This is a genomic window from Leifsonia araucanica, assembly GCF_051161895.1.
Lineage (GTDB): Bacteria > Actinomycetota > Actinomycetes > Actinomycetales > Microbacteriaceae > Leifsonia.
Genome location: NZ_JBMBTW010000002.1, coordinates 3,699,294 through 3,714,395, shown reverse-complemented (window position 1 = coordinate 3,714,395; position 15,102 = coordinate 3,699,294). Strand labels below are relative to the sequence as shown.

The window sequence follows — 15,102 nt, the reverse complement described above, 5'->3', positions numbered from 1 at the left end:
CGAAAAGACGAACGAGACAGTCATGACCACCGAACAGACCAGCCAACCGCGGCGACGCCTCGGCCGACCAGGCAAGGGCGACGACGAAGGCCCCCGCGCGAAGTTCAGCCAGCTCCTTCCATACCTGTTCGAGCACAAGGCCGTGCTGAGCGTCGTCATCGTGCTCAGCGTGCTCGGCGCTGCGGCAAGCCTCGCCCAGCCGCTGCTGGTCAGCCAGGTGATCGACATCGTCGGCAAGCAGCAGCCGCTCGGTGGCCTGGTCTGGCTGCTGGTGATCCTCGTGGTGGTCTCCGCCCTGATCTCCGGCTATCAGCACTACCTGCTGCAGCGCACGGGTGAGGGTGTCGTGCTCTCCTCCCGCCGCAGGCTGGTGGCCCGAATGCTCAACCTCCCGATCAGCGAGTTCGACACCCGCCGCACGGGCGATCTGGTGTCGCGGGTCGGCTCGGACACCACGCTGCTACGCGCCGTGCTCACCCAGGGGCTGGTGGAGGCGATCGGCGGCGCCCTCACCTTCATCGGCGCTCTGATCGCGATGCTCATCATCGACCCGGTGCTGCTCGGGCTGACCGTGCTCGTCATCGCGGTGTCGATCGTGGTCGTCACGCTGCTCTCCGGGCGCATCCGGGTGGCCAGCCAGCGGGCGCAGGCGAAGGTCGGTGACCTCGCCGCCTCCGTCGAGCGGGCGATCAGCTCTGTGCGCACCATCCGCGCCGCCAACGCGACGGACCGCGAGATCGCGGCGATCGACGCAGACGCGACCGGCGCATGGAAGATGGGCATCCAGGTCGCGAAGATCTCGGCGCTCGTCGTCCCTGTGGCCGGCATCGCGATGCAGGTGTCGTTCCTGGTCGTGCTCGGCGTCGGCGGTTTCCGCGTGGCGAGCGGCGCCATCACGGTGGCGAACCTGGTGGCGTTCATCCTGTTCCTGTTCATGATGATCCTGCCGCTCGGTCAGGCGTTCGGGGCCGTCACGGCCGTGAACTCCGCGCTCGGTGCGCTCGGGCGCATCCAGGAGATCATCGACCTGCCTGCCGAGGACCAGCACGACAGGGACATCGCCCCGCTCGCCCTCAGCATCGGCGCCGCCAACGAAGGGCTCGCACCGGATGCGCCGGCGATCGAGTTCGCGGACGTGCACTTCTCCTACCCGGACTCCTCGGTGAAGGCGGAGCCGACGCCGGCCGGAACGGCGCAGGAAGCAACCGCGGCCGACGGCGCCGCCAGCATGGAGCGGCTCGCGTTCGAGGCGATGGGCGGCACGGATATCGTCGCCGAGGCCGAGGTCGCCGCCGGGCGAGGAGACGGCGAAACGGACGGGGCAGGAAAGCACCGGCTGTCCGGTGTGCTGCACGGCGTGAGCTTCTCCGCCCCGCGCGGCAAGCGCACCGCGCTCGTCGGGCCGTCCGGTGCAGGCAAGTCGACCATCCTGGCGCTGATCGAGCGCTTCTACGACCCGACAGCCGGCGAGGTGCGCTTCGGCGGCCTCGACGTGCGCACCCTCGACCGCGCAGCACTGCGCGGCCAGATCGGCTACGTCGAGCAGGACGCCCCCGTGCTGGCCGGCTCGCTGCGCGACAACCTCAAGCTCGCGGCTCCGGATGCGACGGACGAGGAGTGCATCCAGGTGCTGCACGCCGTCAACCTCACCGAGGTGCTCGAACGCGACGACAAGGGCCTGGATGCTCCGGTCGGCGAAGACGGCATCATGCTGTCCGGAGGCGAGCGCCAGCGTCTCGCCATCGGCCGCGCGCTGCTCGCCGCCCCTCCCGTGCTGCTGCTCGACGAGTCGACGTCGAGCCTCGACGGACGCAACGAGCAGCTGATGCGCGAGGCGATCGACGCCGTGGCCGAGGACCGGACCCTCATCGTCATCGCGCACAGGCTCTCGACGGTCGTCGACTCCGACCAGATCGTCGTGCTCGACCACGGCCGCGTGCTCAACACCGGAACGCACTCTGAGCTCGTCGCCTCCACCCCCCTCTACCGCGACCTCGCCAAGCACCAGCTGCTCGTCTAGCAAAGGATCGAGTCCGAACTTGTTCACGCGACACGCCGGGGAGCGGGGTGAACAAGTTCGGACTCGATTGTGTACCCGCGGTCAGGCGCGGGGGTCGGGGCGGCGCGGACGCGGCGCGGCTGCGGCTAGGCGCGCAGGTGGTAGCGCAGCGACGCGAGCTCGGCGCGCAGCGCGGCGGGGACCCGGTCGCCGAACCGGGAGAAGAACTCCTCCGTGAGGTCGCACTCGGCCAGCCAGGAGTCCCTGTCCACGTCGAACAGCGCATCCACGTCGGCGTCCGGCAGGTCGAGCCCGTCGAGGTCGAGTTCGGCGGGGATCGGCAGACGGCCGATCGGAGCATCCACTGCCCCAGCGCTGCCCTCGACGCGACGCACGATCCACTCGATCACGCGGGCGTTCTCGCTGAATCCCGGCCAGAGGAACCGGCCGCCCTCTCCCTTGCGGAACCAGTTGACCTGGAAGATCGCCGGGGCGTTCGAGCCGAGCTTCTCCCCCATTCGGAGCCAGTGGCCCCAGTAGTCGGCCATGTTGTATCCGCAGAACGGCAGCATCGCGAACGGGTCGCGGCGCAGCTCGCCGACGGTGCCCTCCGCGGCGGCCGTCTGCTCGGACGAGATGGTCGCACCGAGGAAGACGCCGTGGTTCCAGTCGCGGGACTGGGCGACGAGGGGCACGTTGGTGGCCCGGCGCCCTCCGAACAGGATCGCGTCGATCGGCACCCCGTCGAACGCGTCCCAGTCGTCGGAGATCGCCGGGCACTGTGCGGCCGACACCGTGAACCGGGAGTTGGGATGCGCGGCGGGACGGCCGCTCGCCGGCGTCCAGTCCTCCCCGCGCCAGTCGATGAGGTGCGCGGGCGGCTCCTCGGTGAGGCCCTCCCACCACACGTCGCCGTCGTCGCGCAGGGCGACGTTCGTGAAGATCGTGTTGCCCCACAGCGTGTCGACCGCCGTGGCGTTGGTGGCCGGCCCCGTGCCGGGAGCGACGCCGAAGAAGCCCGCCTCCGGGTTGATCGCGCGCAGGCGGCCGTCCGGCCCCTGACGCAGCCAAGCGATGTCGTCTCCGACCGTCTCCACCGTCCAGCCCGGGATGCTCGGGCGGAGCATCGCGAGGTTCGTCTTGCCGCACGCGGACGGGAACGCCGCGGCGATGTGGAACGCGCGCCCCTCCGGCGACGTCACCTTGACGATCAGCATGTGCTCGGCCAGCCAGCCCTCGTCCCGCGCCATCACCGAGGCGATGCGCAGCGCGAAGCACTTCTTGGCCAGGATCGCATTCCCGCCGTAGCCGGAGCCGTACGACCAGATCTCCCTGGTCTCGGGGAACTGCACGATGTACTTGGTCTCGTCGCACGGCCAGGCGACGTCGTCGTGGCGCGTGCCGTCCGCATCCACCAGGGGCGCTCCGACGCTGTGCACGGTCGCGACCCACGGCTGCCCTGCCTCGATGAGGGTGAGGACCGTCGCGGTGACGCGGGTCATCATCCCGAGGCTGACGGCGACGTACGCGGAGTCGGTGAGCTGCACGCCGACCTGCGAGATCGGGCCGCCGACCGGGCCCATCGAGAACGGGACGACGTACATGGTGCGACCGCGCATGCTGCCGGTGAAGACCTCGCGCAGCTCTGCGCGCATCCCCTCCGGTTCGCGCCAGTTGTTCGTGGGGCCCGCGTCCGACTCGTCGACGGAGCAGATGAAGGTGCGGTCCTCGACCCTGGCCACGTCGCCGGGGTCCGTGCGGGCGAGGAAGCTGTTCGGCCGCCACTCCGGGTTCAGGCGGATGAGCTTGCCTTCCGCGACGAGCTGCTTGGTGAGCCTGTCTGCTTCGGCGAGCGATCCGTCGCACCAGACGACATCGTCCGGCTGCGTGATGGCGGCGATCCCGGCGACCCAGGCGCGCAGGGCGTCCAGGCCGTCCGGCTGGTCATCGAGGTCGGAGAGCGGGAGCTCGGCGAGTGTCATTCCGGAGTCCTCTCGGGTTGAAAGTTTGGCTGTGAACCAAGCATCCGTGAGTTTTCCGGCTTAATCTGCATCGAAAGCCTGGAAAGAATCGCGATTCTTTCGCTATCGTGAAGGCATGGAGCAGTCCACCGCCGACGTTGCGACGCTCGGCCACCGCATCAGGCACTTCCGCACCCAGCGCGGCCTCACCCTCGACGAGCTGAGCGCCGCCACCGGGGTCGCGGCGAGCCAGCTGTCGCTCATCGAGAACGGCAAGCGCGAGCCGCGCGTCACGCTGCTCGCCACCCTGGCGACGGCGCTCGGGGTCCAGCTCGCCGATCTGCTGTCCGCCGAGCCACCGGATGCGCGGGCCGCCCTCGAGATCGAGCTCGCCAGGGCGCAGCGCGGCCCGCTCTACAACTCACTCGGGCTCCCGTCCGTCAAGCCGACCAAGGGAACGCCGACGGAGACGCTGGAAGCGCTCGTCGGGATGCACAGGGAGCTCAGCAGGCGCGCATCGGAGGCCATCGCCACCCCGGAGGAGGCCCGCAGGGCTAACACCGAGCTGCGCGAGCGGATGCGGGCGCAGAACAACTACATCGCGGAGATCGAAGAGCTGGCCGAGGAGCGCGTGCGTGCCTCCGGGCACACCCACGGCGCGCTCACCCACCGCGAGGTCAGCATCATGGCCGAGCAGCTCGGCTTCGACCTGATCTACGTCAACGACCTGCCGCACTCCGCCCGCTCGATCACCGACCTCGCCAACGGGCGCATCTACCTGCCGCCCGCGAGCATCCCGGGCGGTCACGGCCTGCGGTCGATGGCGCTGCAGGCGATGGCGCACCGGCTGCTCGGCCACGAACGCCCGCAGAGCTACGCGGACTTCCTGCGGCAGCGGCTCGAGATCAACTACTTCGCGGCGTCGTGCCTGATGCCCAGGGAGGCGGCCGTCGGCTTCCTGAAGCAGGCCAAGGACGACAAGGACATCGCGGTCGAGGACTTCCGGGATGCGTTCGGCGTCACCCACGAAGCCGCCGCGCTCCGGCTCACCAACCTGGCGACCACGCACCTAGACATGACGCTGCACTTCCTGCGCGTGGGCGACGACGGGGCGCTCTACAAGGGCTACGAGAACGACGGCCTTCCGCTGCCGACCGATGTGACCGGATCCATCGAGGGCCAGATCGTCTGCCGCAAGTGGGGAGCGCGGTCGGCGTTCACGCACACCAACCGCACCACGGAGATGTACCAGTACACCGACACTCCGGCCGGCACGTACTGGTGCGCCACCCAGACCGGCACGACCTCGGCCGGCGGGTTCTCGATCAGCGTCGGCGTGCCGTTCGACCAGGCCAAGTGGTTCCGCGGGAGGGAGACGACGGCGCGGGCCGAGTCGCACTGCCCGGACGAGTCGTGCTGCAAGCGGCCGCCCGCCGGGCTCGCGAGCCGCTGGGCCGGCCACGCGTGGCCGAGCGCGCGCCTCCACGCGCACATCCTCTCTCCGTTGCCCTCCGGCTCGTTCCCCGGCGTCGACGACTCCGACGTCTACACCTTCCTCGAGGCCCACTCCGCCTCCTGACCGCTTCCCCAAGCAATGGGGGCGGCCGGTCAGCGGGGCTGCATGCGGATGGCTCCGTCGAGGCGGATGGTCTCGCCGTTGAGCATGGGGTTCTGGACGATGTGGAGGGCCAGGGCGGCGTATTCGGTCGGCTTGCCGAGGCGGGAGGGGTGCGGGACCTGAGCCGCGAGCGAGTCCTGCGCAGGCTGCGGGAGGCCGGCCATCATGGGCGTCTCGAAGATGCCGGGCGCGATGGTGACCACCCGGATGAGGTCCCTGGCGAACTCGCGGGCCAGCGGCAGCGTCATGGCCGCCACCCCGCCCTTCGACGCCGAGTACGCCGACTGCCCGATCTGGCCGTCGAACGCGGCGACGGATGCGGTGTTCACGATCACGCCGCGCTCCTCCCCCAGCGCCTCGGTCTGCACCATCGCGGCCCCGGCCAGCCGCACGACGTTGAACGTCCCGATGAGGTTCACCCTGATCACCCTCTCGAACTGTTCGAGGGGGAGGACGCCGTCCCTGCCGAGCACCTTCGCCGCCGTCGCGATCCCCGCGCAGTTGACCACCACCCGCAGCGGGCCGAGCGTCGACGCGACCTCCACCGCCGCCCGCACCTGATCCTCGTTGGCCACGTCGGCGGCCACGAAACGCGCGGTCGGGCCGAGGGCCGTCGCCGCCTTCTCGCCTTCCGAGCCGGGCAGGTCGAGCACGACCACGTGCGCGCCGGCCTCGGTGAGGGCACGGGCCGTGGCGTTGCCGAGCCCGCTGGCGCCTCCGGTGACGATGGCCGAGCATCCGTCGATCTGCATGGTTTTCCCTTTCGCGTGTGCCGCGTTCAGCGGAGGACTTCGATGATGGTGGCGTTGGCGGTGCCCCCGCCTTCGCACATGGTCTGCAGGCCGTAGCGGCCACCGGATGCTTCGAGTTCGCTCAGCAGGGTGGCCAGCAGCCGTGTGCCGGACGAGCCGAGCGCGTGCCCGAGCGCGATGGCGCCACCGTGCGGGTTCAGCTTGGCCGGATCGGTGTCGAACTCGCGCTGCCACAGCAACGGGATGGGCGCGAACGCCTCGTTCACCTCGTACGCGTCGATCTCGTCCAGCCGCAGGCCGCTGCGGTCGAGCACCTTCCGCGTCGCAGGGAGCACGCCGGTGAGCATCAGCAGCGGGTCGCTCCCGGCCACCGCGAAGCTGTGGAAGCGCGCCCGCGGTCGCAGCCCGAGCCGCTCGGCGGCCTCAGCGCTCATGATGAGCGCCACAGATGCCCCGTCGGTGAGCGGGGAGGAGTTGCCCGGCGTGATCCGCCAGTCCAGCTGCGGGAAGCGTTCGGCGAGCGCCTCGGTGCGGAACGACGGCTTCAGCGCGGCCAGCGCATCCGGTGTCGTGCCGGGCCGGATGGTCTCGTCGGCCGTGACGCTTCCGCTGTCCGGTGTCGGCACGGGCACCAGCTCGCCGTCGAACGCTCCCGACGAGGCGGCCTCCGCGGCCAGCGCGTGCGAGCGGGCGGCGAAGTCGTCGAGCTCGGTGCGGGCGAACCCCCACTGCTCGGCGATCAGCTCGGCGGAGACGCCCTGGTTGACCAGCCCGTCCGGGTAGCGGTGCTTCAGTAGCGCCCCTCCGATGGATGCGCCGCCCACGTTCGATCCCATCGGCGCGCGGCTCATCGACTCCACCCCGCACGCGATCACGATGTCGTACGCGCCCGCGATGACGCCCTGCGCCGCGAACGCCGCCGCCTGCTGGCTCGACCCGCACTGCCGGTCGATGGTCACGGCGGGGACGCTCTCCGGGAAGCCCGCGCTGAGCACGGCCGTCCTGGTGATGTTGCCGGCCTGCTCGCCCGCCTGGGTGACGCATCCGCCGATCACGTCGTCGACGAGCGTAGGGTCGAGCCCGTTGCGGTGCAGCAGTTCGACCAGCACCCCGGCGAGCAGGTCGGCCGGGTGGATGTCCGAGAGCGCCCCTCCCGGCTTGCCGCGCCCGGAGGGGGTGCGGATCACGTCGACGATGACCGCTTCGGCTGCCATCTCAGGCTCCGAACGGGTCGGGGGTGAGCGTGTACTTCGTGGACAGGTATTCGTGGATGCCTTCCAGGCCGCCCTCGCGGCCCAGCCCGGACTGCTTCACGCCGCCGAACGGTGCAGCGGCGTTGGAGACGACGCCGACGTTGAGGCCCATCATCCCGGTCTGCAGCCGCTCGATCATCCGCTGGCCGCGCGCCAGGTCTTTCGTGAACACGTAGGAGACCAGCCCGAACTCGGTGTCGTTGGCGATCCGCACGGCCTCGTCCTCGTCGGCGAAACGCACGATCGAGAGCACAGGCCCGAAGATCTCCTCGCGGAGGATGTCGCTCCCCGCCGCAACGTCGGTGACGACGGTCGGCTCGAAGAACGTGCCGGTGCCCGGGATGCGCGACCCGCCCGCCAGCACGGTCGCGCCGCGGGAGACGGCATCCTGGAGGAGCGTCGCCGCCTTGTCGACCGCATCCTGGTCGATCAGGGGGCCGATGGTGACGCCCTCCTCCGTGCCGCGGCCGACGCGCATCCCGCGCACCCGTTCGGCGACGCGTGCTGCGAACTCGTCGGCGACCGACTCGTGCACGATGAACCGGTTGGCCGCGGTGCACGCCTCCCCGATGTTGCGGAACTTGGCGAGCATCGCACCCTCCACCGCCTTGTCGAGGTCCGCGTCCTCGAACACGACGAACGGCGCGTTGCCGCCGAGCTCCATCGAGGTGCGCAGCACGTTCTGCGCGGACTGCTTCAGCAGCGAGCGCCCCACCTCCGTCGAGCCGGTGAACGACAGCTTCCGGAGGCGCGGGTCGGCGATGATTGGTCCGGACACCTTGCCGGACGTGGAGGTGGTGATCACGTTCACCACGCCGGGCGGCAGCCCGGCGTCCTCCAGCAGCTTCGCGAAGTAGAGGGTGGTGAGCGGGGTGAGGGCGGCGGGTTTGACGACCACCGTGCATCCGGCTGCCAGTGCTGGCGCGATCTTGCGGGTGGCCATCGCGAGCGGGAAGTTCCACGGCGTGATGAGGAAGCACGGGCCGACGGGATGCTGCGAGACGATCATCCGCCCCGTCCCCTCCGGGCTGGTGGCGTAGCGTCCGGCGATGCGCACGGCCTCCTCGCCGAACCAGCGCAGGAACTCGCCGCCGTACGTGACCTCGCCGTTGGCTTCGGCGAGGGGCTTGCCCATCTCGAGCGTCATCAGCAGGGCGAACTCGTCGCGGCGCTCCTGCAGCAGGTCGAACGCCCTGCGCAGGATCTCCCCGCGCACGCGCGGCGCCGTGGCCGCCCAGTCGTCGGCAGCGGCGACGGCAGCATCCAGAGCGGCAGCACCATCCGCCTCCGACGCGTCAGCGATGGTCTTGATGGACTCCCCCGTCGCCGGGTCGAAGACGTCGATGCTGCGGCCCGACGTGCCGTCGACCCACGCGCCGCCGATGTACAGCCGGTCGGGGACCTTCGCCAGCAGTTCCTGCTCGTTCATCTCTCTTCTCCCATGTCTTCTGCGCCTGCGCGCTCCTCCACTGCAGCGGCCACCAACGGCACGGCGCGGTGGTCGATCTTCGTCGCCAGCGCGATCACCGTCGAGGTGCGGGTGATGCCCGGGTCGCTGACGATACGGTCGATCACCCGCTGCAGGTCGGCGTTCGAGCGCGCGACCGCGCGGATCATCAGATCGCCGGCGCCGGTGATCGTGTGCACCTCGAGCACCTCGGGGATCTCGCTCAGGTGCGAGACGACTGTCACGTCCCTGTCGCCCTGCGCGATCTCCGCCGTCACGAACGCCGTCACCGGGTAGCCGAGCCGTTCGCTGTCGATCGTCGGCGCGAAATCCTTGACGATCCCGGAGCGCTGCAAGCGGTCGAGTCTCGCCTGAACAGTGCCCCGCGCGACGCCGAGCCTGCGGGATGCCTCGAACACGCCGAGCCTCGGCTCAGCGGTGAGCAGCGCGATCAGCTCGGCGTCCAGCTTGTCGATCGGCATGCGGCCTCCTTCGGTCCTCGCACATCGTACGACTCGAAAGTGCGAACGCCTACACGCTGACGACGGCTCCCAGGAACGGCAGAGCAGCCTGCTTGAACGCTCGCGCGCTCAGCGATGTGACGTGGTTGCGACGGGGCAGTACGACCAGTTCGGCGCCGAGCGCGGCTGCCGCTTCCTCCCGCCCGTCGGTCACCGGATCCACCTCGCCGACCACGAGCATCGTCGGCGCGCTGGACCGCAGCGGCAATGGATGCGCGGCCATCCCGGACACGCACGCGGCGAGCGCCGCCGTGTCGACGCCCGGCGCCTGCCGCAGCGACGACAGCAGCGGGGCGAGCGGAGACTCCGGAGGAACGGTGTCCGTGCCGTCGAGCAGGGCGGAGCGCACAGCATCCACCCCCCAGTGGGCGAACTGCTCGACCGTTCCGATGCCGCCGACGACCACCCGGTGGATGCGATCGGGCGCGAGCCCGACAAGCGCCAGCGTCACCCACGACCCCATCGAGTACCCGACGACGTCCACGCGGTCGAGACCCTCCGCATCCAGCACGGCGACGAGGTCGCCGGCGAGAAGCTCCGGGGAGTACGCGGCAGGGTCGTGCGGCGCCGAGCTGGCGCCGTGGCCGCGCAGGTCGGGCACGATGGCGCCGCGGCCGGCCTCGGCGAGCGCGCGGACCCAGCCGGTCGCTTCCCAGGTAAGCGCTCCGGTGGTGGCGAAGCCGTGCACGAGGAGCACGGGGTCGTCGCCCGGGTGACGGACGTATGCGATGCGCATCCCGTCGCCGGTGGTCGCGACGCCCTCGTGTCCGGAGTCGGTCATGTCAGTCCTCCGGCAGCTGCAGGCGCACGCGACGTGCTGGTGCCTCGTCGACGGGCACGGTGCCGACGATGCCTGCGGTGTCGTCGTCGACGGTGAAGGTGATCAGCGACGCCCCGACCTCGAGCGTCTGCCCCTCCTCCGCGTGGAACCGCGCGACGGTCCCGGACTGCGGCGACGGCAGCTCGACGGCCGACTTCGTCGTCTCCACCTCGACCAGCGGCGCGTTCCGCTCGACGAACTCCCCCTCGGCGACCAGCCATTCCAGCACGGTCGCCTCCTGCAGGCCCTCGCCGAGGTCTGGCAGGGCGAACGTGATCTCAGCCACGGCGATACTCCAACGTCTTCTGTACGGCTTCCAGGATGCGGTCGATGCTCGGCAGGTACTCGTCTTCGAGCACCGGGGACGGGTACGGCACATCCCACCCTGTCACGCGCTGCACGGGTGCGCGCAGGTCGCCGAAGCAGCGCTCGGTGATGAGCGTGCTCACCTCGGCGCCGAGTCCGGCGGTGAGCGGCGCCTCGTGCACGACGACGGCGCGCTTGGTCTTCGCGACGGACGCGGCGAGCCCGTCGGCGTCGATCGGCTTCAGCCAGCGCAGGTCGACCACCTCGATCTCCACGCCGTCCTCCGCGCCGAGCTCGGCGGCCTGCAGGCAGCGGGCGACCATCGCGCCCCAGGCGACCAGCGTGACGTGCTTGCCCTGTCTGACGACCCGGGATGCGCCCACCGGCAGCCGCTCGGACAGCTCGGCCTCGTCCACGGCGGCCTTGTGCCAGTACCGCGACTTGGGTTCGAGGAAGATCACCGGGTCCGGGTCGTCGATCGCCTGCCGGAGCAGCGTGTACGCCTCCGCCGGGGTCGACGGCGAGACCACCTTGAGCCCTGGGACGTGCGCGAACAGCGCCTCCAGGCTCTCTCCGTGGTGCTCGGGCGCTCGGATACCGCCGAAGCTGGGCAGCCGCAGCGTGATCGGCATGGTGAACGCCCCACGGCTTCGGTAGTGCATCCTGGCGACCTGGTTCACGATCTGGTCGATGGCCGGATAGGAGAACCCGTCGAACTGGATCTCCGGCACCGGACGCCATCCGGCCATCGCGAGGCCGACCGCCATGCCCATGATCCCCGACTCGGCGAGCGTGGTGTCGAACACGCGGTCGTCGCCGTACTTGGCGTTCAGCCCGTCCGTGACGCGGAACACTCCGCCGAGCGTGCCGACGTCCTCCCCGAACACGAGGATGCGGTCGTCGGCGGCGAGGGCGTCGTCGAGCGCGCGGTTCAGCGCGCGCTGCATCGTGGTGACCTCGGCCGCAGCGGGTCGCTCACGCTCCCTGGTGATCTCAGCCATGTCGTGACTCCTCCCACGCGCGCTTCTGCCCGAGCAGCGCAGCAGGCGCGTCGGCGAACACGAAATCGAACATCTCCTCGCCCGGCCGTCCGCCGAGTGCGGCGACGTCGGCGCGCACCCGCTCGGTGAGAGCGTTCGCGGTGTCGGACACCTCGGCGAAGAAGTCGTCGCCGACGGTGCCTGTGGCCCGCAGCCGCTCCTCGCACAGCGACAGCGGGTCGCGCGCGAGCCAGCTCTGCTCCTCGTCCAGGCTGCGGTAGCGCCCGGGGTCGTCGGAGGTCGAGTGCGGGCCGAGACGGTAGGTCATCGCCTCGATCACGGTCGGGCCACCCCCGTCGCGGGCGCGGTCGAGGGCCTCGCGGGTCGCTTCGTACACGGCGACGACGTCGTTCCCGTCGATCCGCACCCCGGGCATCCCGTACCCGGCGGCGCGCGCGGCGACCGAGCCGCCCGCGACCTGCCTGCTGGTGGGGACCGAGATGGCCCAGCCGTTGTTCTGGCAGAAGAACACGACGGGCAACTGCGAGACGCCTGCCGTGTTCATGGCCTCGTGGATGTCGCCCTGCGAGCTGGCGCCGTCGCCGAAGTACGCGATCGCGCATCCCCCGCTGCGGTCCAGCTTGGCGCCGAGCGCCCACCCGACGGCGTGCGTGACGGCTCCGCCGACGACGGCGTTGATCGGGGCGAGCCTGGCGGCGGCCGCATCCCACAACCCGCCGTGCCACGCACCCTGGTGCGAGGCGAGATAGGCGACCGGGTCGACCCCCATCGCCACGGCGACGCCCAGCTCCCGATAGGTCGGGAAGGCGAAGTCGCGCGCCAGATCGAGGGCGGCGGCGCTGCCCACCTGGGCGGCCTCCTGCCCGCGCATCGGCGCATAGCCGGGCACGATGCCCTGCCGCTGCATGGCGACACCATCGAGGTCGAGCCGCCGCACGGTCACCATCGTGCGATACAGCCGCCGGAGGAGCGCAGCATCGTCGCCGCGCTCGCCGACGGCGCTCTCGGGAGTGGTCAGGGTCATGCCGCCATGCTCGCAGGGCCGGATGCGGTGGGCAACACGCTCAGCGTGCGCTGCTCATCCTGTCTATTCCGGATATGGATGCGTCGCGGACACTGCACAATGTGCACAGTCGGCTTCGGGCACGGCAGGCGGATTGCGCTACCGCCTACTCGGCGGTCGTCACCGCTTCCGCCCCACGCCGCTCCTCGTGCGTCGCGTCCTTCCACAGCTTCGACGGCCACCAGATCGCGCGACCGATGTCGTAGGAGACGGCGGGCACCAGCAGCGAGCGCACGATGACCGTGTCGAGCAGGACGCCGAAGGCGACGATGAAGGCGATCTGCGCCAGGAACAGGATCGGGATGACGCCGAGGGCCGCGAACGTCGCCGCCAGGACGACGCCGGCCGACGTGATGACGCTGCCCGTCACGCCGAGGCCGCGCAGGATGCCGGGGCGCGTCCCGATGCGCAGGGACTCCTCCCTCACCCGCGTCATCAGGAAGATGTTGTAGTCCACGCCGAGCGCCACCAGGAACACGAAGCCGAACAGCGGCACCGCGGCGTCCGCTCCGGGGAAGTGGAACAGGTGGTTGAACACCAGGGCCGAGACACCGAGCGCTGCCGCGTACGAGAGCACGACGCTCGCGATGAGGAGCACGGGGGCGAGGATCGAGCGGAGCAGCAGCATCAGGATCACCAGGATGACCGCGAGCACGATCGGGATGATCTTGATCAGGTCGCTCTGCGCAGTGTCGTTGGTGTCGAGCGCGATGGCGGTGACGCCGCCGACGAGCACCGTCGGGTCCGTCTTCGGCAGGGTCTCCCTCAGATCGCGGACCGTCTGCTCCGCCGCGGCGGAGTCCGCCTCCGACGAGAGGGTCGCGTTGATGAGCACGCGGCCGTCCTTCACGATCGGTTCCGGCGCCGGGCCGGCCGGACCGGATGCGCCGCCGGCCGAGGCGGGCCGGGCGTTGCCGGTGTAGAGCGTGGCCGTCGCGATGCCATCCGTGTTCTCGACGGCGGAGAGGACAGCATCCGCGTCGCCTTCCTTCGCGACGATGAGCACGGGGCTGCCCGAGCCGGCGTCGAAGTGCTTCGCGAGGATCTTCTGCCCGTCGGCGGCGTCCGACTGGGTGAGCACGAGGTCGGTCTGCTGCACCCCGTTCGCCTTCAGCTGGGTGACGCCGGCGGCGCACGCCGCGAGCAGCACGAGGGCGACGACCCAGGTCACCCTGGGGCGGCGGGCGATGAGGGTCCCGACCCTGCGCCAGAGTCCCGTGATGCCTTCGAGCCCCGCGATGCGCCGGCCGTCGGCGTGCTTGTGCTCCGCCGGATGCTCGCCAACGAACTTCGGGCGGAACGGCCAGAACGAGACGCGGCCGAACACGACGAGCAGCATCGGGAGCAGGGTGAGGGCGGACAGCAGCGAGAACACGATGCCGATGGCGGCGATCGGCCCGAGGCTCTTGTTGGAGTTGAGGTCGGAGAAGAGCAGGCACAGCAAGGCCAGGATCACCGTCGCACCGGAGGCGGCGATCGGCTCCCACGCCGCACGCCAGGCCCGCCCGATGGCCGCCCAGCGCGACTCGACGTGCTCCAGGGACTCCCGGTAGCGGGCGACCAGCAGCAGCGAATAGTCCGTGGCGGCGCCGATCACCAGGATCGACAGGATGCCCTGGCTCTGCCCGCTGAGCTTGATCCAGCCCCACAGCGCGAACAGGTAGACCACCAGGATCGCGGCGCACAGGGCGAAGATCGACGTGAACAGCACGAGGAACGGCAGCACGAGCGATCGGTAGACCAGCAGCAGGATGAGGAACACGGCGCCGACGGCCACCAGCAGCAGGATGCCGTCGATGCCGCCGAATGCGTTGACCAGGTCGGCGGTGAGCCCGGCGGGTCCGGTCACCCAGCCCTGGGTTCCGTCCGGCAGGTTGTCGGCGACCACGGTGCGCAGGTCGGCGACCACGGTCTTCACGTGGTCGGAGTCCGCGATCGGAACGATGAACTCGACCGCTTTGCCGTCCTCGGACGGGATCGGCCCCGCGACGCTGGTCTCGGCATCGCCTTCCGGCTTCTGCACGCCGTCGACCTGACCGAGTTTCACGCCGAGACTCGCGTACTCCGCCAGGTCCGACTTCGGGATGCTCGCGTCCGACTGCACCACCACGATCGCCGGGATCGCATTCGAGTCCGTGAACTTCTTCTGCCACTCCTGCACTTCCGTCGACTCCGCACTGGCAGGGAGGAAGGCGGCCTGGCCGTTCTCGGAGACGGAGGAGAGCTTGCCGAAGGTAGGACCGCCGACGCCGGCGGCGATGAACCAGATGACGATGACGACGGCGGGCAGCACGATGCGCAGCCAGCGTGCCGGAGTCCAGTCGGATCGGGTCTTCATCAGTGCGCCTCCGGATTAGCTAG

The 15,102-nt window shown here is 70.4% G+C and carries 12 protein-coding genes; 2 read left to right on the top strand and 10 right to left on the bottom strand.

Features of this window, described 5'->3' with window-relative positions:
* The first annotated feature begins 22 nt into the window (after positions 1 to 22).
* Entirely contained in the window at positions 23 to 2,020 is a 1,998-nt protein-coding gene (locus ACN6M5_RS17850; protein WP_434951914.1) for an ABC transporter ATP-binding protein, read from the top strand.
* A 125-nt stretch (positions 2,021 to 2,145) separates the two neighbouring features.
* Here the strand turns inward: ACN6M5_RS17850 and ACN6M5_RS17845 are convergent, their stop codons facing one another.
* Entirely contained in the window at positions 2,146 to 3,981 is a 1,836-nt protein-coding gene (locus ACN6M5_RS17845) for a phosphoenolpyruvate carboxykinase (GTP) (protein WP_434951912.1), read from the bottom strand.
* Between the two features lie 115 nt (positions 3,982 to 4,096).
* Between ACN6M5_RS17845 and ACN6M5_RS17840 the strand changes: the two genes are divergently transcribed.
* Positions 4,097 to 5,539 carry a helix-turn-helix domain-containing protein gene (locus tag ACN6M5_RS17840; protein WP_434951910.1) on the top strand — a complete coding sequence of 481 codons (1,443 nt, stop codon included), beginning with the start codon at positions 4,097 to 4,099 and terminating at the stop codon, positions 5,537 to 5,539.
* 29 nt (positions 5,540 to 5,568) lie between these two features.
* On the opposite strand, the gene ACN6M5_RS17835 is transcribed toward ACN6M5_RS17840, so the two are convergent.
* The 9 genes from ACN6M5_RS17835 to ACN6M5_RS17795 form a co-directional block, all read right to left on the bottom strand.
* Entirely contained in the window at positions 5,569 to 6,330 is a 762-nt protein-coding gene (locus tag ACN6M5_RS17835; RefSeq protein WP_434951908.1) for a 3-hydroxyacyl-CoA dehydrogenase, read from the bottom strand.
* A 26-nt stretch (positions 6,331 to 6,356) separates the two neighbouring features.
* Complete coding sequence (locus ACN6M5_RS17830; RefSeq protein WP_434951906.1) at positions 6,357 to 7,544, bottom strand: thiolase family protein; 1,188 nt, start codon at positions 7,542 to 7,544, stop codon at positions 6,357 to 6,359.
* A gap of 1 nt (position 7,545) precedes the next feature.
* On the bottom strand, positions 7,546 to 9,012 hold the full coding sequence (locus ACN6M5_RS17825; protein WP_434951904.1) for an NAD-dependent succinate-semialdehyde dehydrogenase: 1,467 nt from the start codon (positions 9,010 to 9,012) through the stop codon (positions 7,546 to 7,548).
* Positions 9,009 to 9,512, bottom strand: a complete 504-nt coding sequence (locus ACN6M5_RS17820; protein WP_085369209.1) for an Lrp/AsnC family transcriptional regulator — start codon at positions 9,510 to 9,512, stop codon at positions 9,009 to 9,011. The genes ACN6M5_RS17825 and ACN6M5_RS17820 overlap by 4 nt, the downstream gene beginning before the upstream one ends.
* A gap of 49 nt (positions 9,513 to 9,561) precedes the next feature.
* Complete coding sequence (locus ACN6M5_RS17815; protein WP_434951901.1) at positions 9,562 to 10,332, bottom strand: alpha/beta fold hydrolase; 771 nt, start codon at positions 10,330 to 10,332, stop codon at positions 9,562 to 9,564.
* 1 nt (position 10,333) lies between these two features.
* Entirely contained in the window at positions 10,334 to 10,657 is a 324-nt protein-coding gene (locus tag ACN6M5_RS17810) for a biotin/lipoyl-containing protein (protein WP_434951899.1), read from the bottom strand.
* Positions 10,650 to 11,678 carry an alpha-ketoacid dehydrogenase subunit beta gene (locus ACN6M5_RS17805; protein WP_434951897.1) on the bottom strand — a complete coding sequence of 343 codons (1,029 nt, stop codon included), beginning with the start codon at positions 11,676 to 11,678 and terminating at the stop codon, positions 10,650 to 10,652. The genes ACN6M5_RS17810 and ACN6M5_RS17805 overlap by 8 nt, the downstream gene beginning before the upstream one ends.
* On the bottom strand, positions 11,671 to 12,702 hold the full coding sequence (locus tag ACN6M5_RS17800) for a thiamine pyrophosphate-dependent enzyme (protein ID WP_434951895.1): 1,032 nt from the start codon (positions 12,700 to 12,702) through the stop codon (positions 11,671 to 11,673). The genes ACN6M5_RS17805 and ACN6M5_RS17800 overlap by 8 nt, the downstream gene beginning before the upstream one ends.
* 145 nt (positions 12,703 to 12,847) lie before the next feature.
* A complete protein-coding gene (locus ACN6M5_RS17795) occupies positions 12,848 to 15,079 on the bottom strand; it encodes an MMPL family transporter (protein WP_434951893.1) in 2,232 nt (743 codons plus the stop codon).
* Positions 15,080 to 15,102 lie beyond the last annotated feature (23 nt).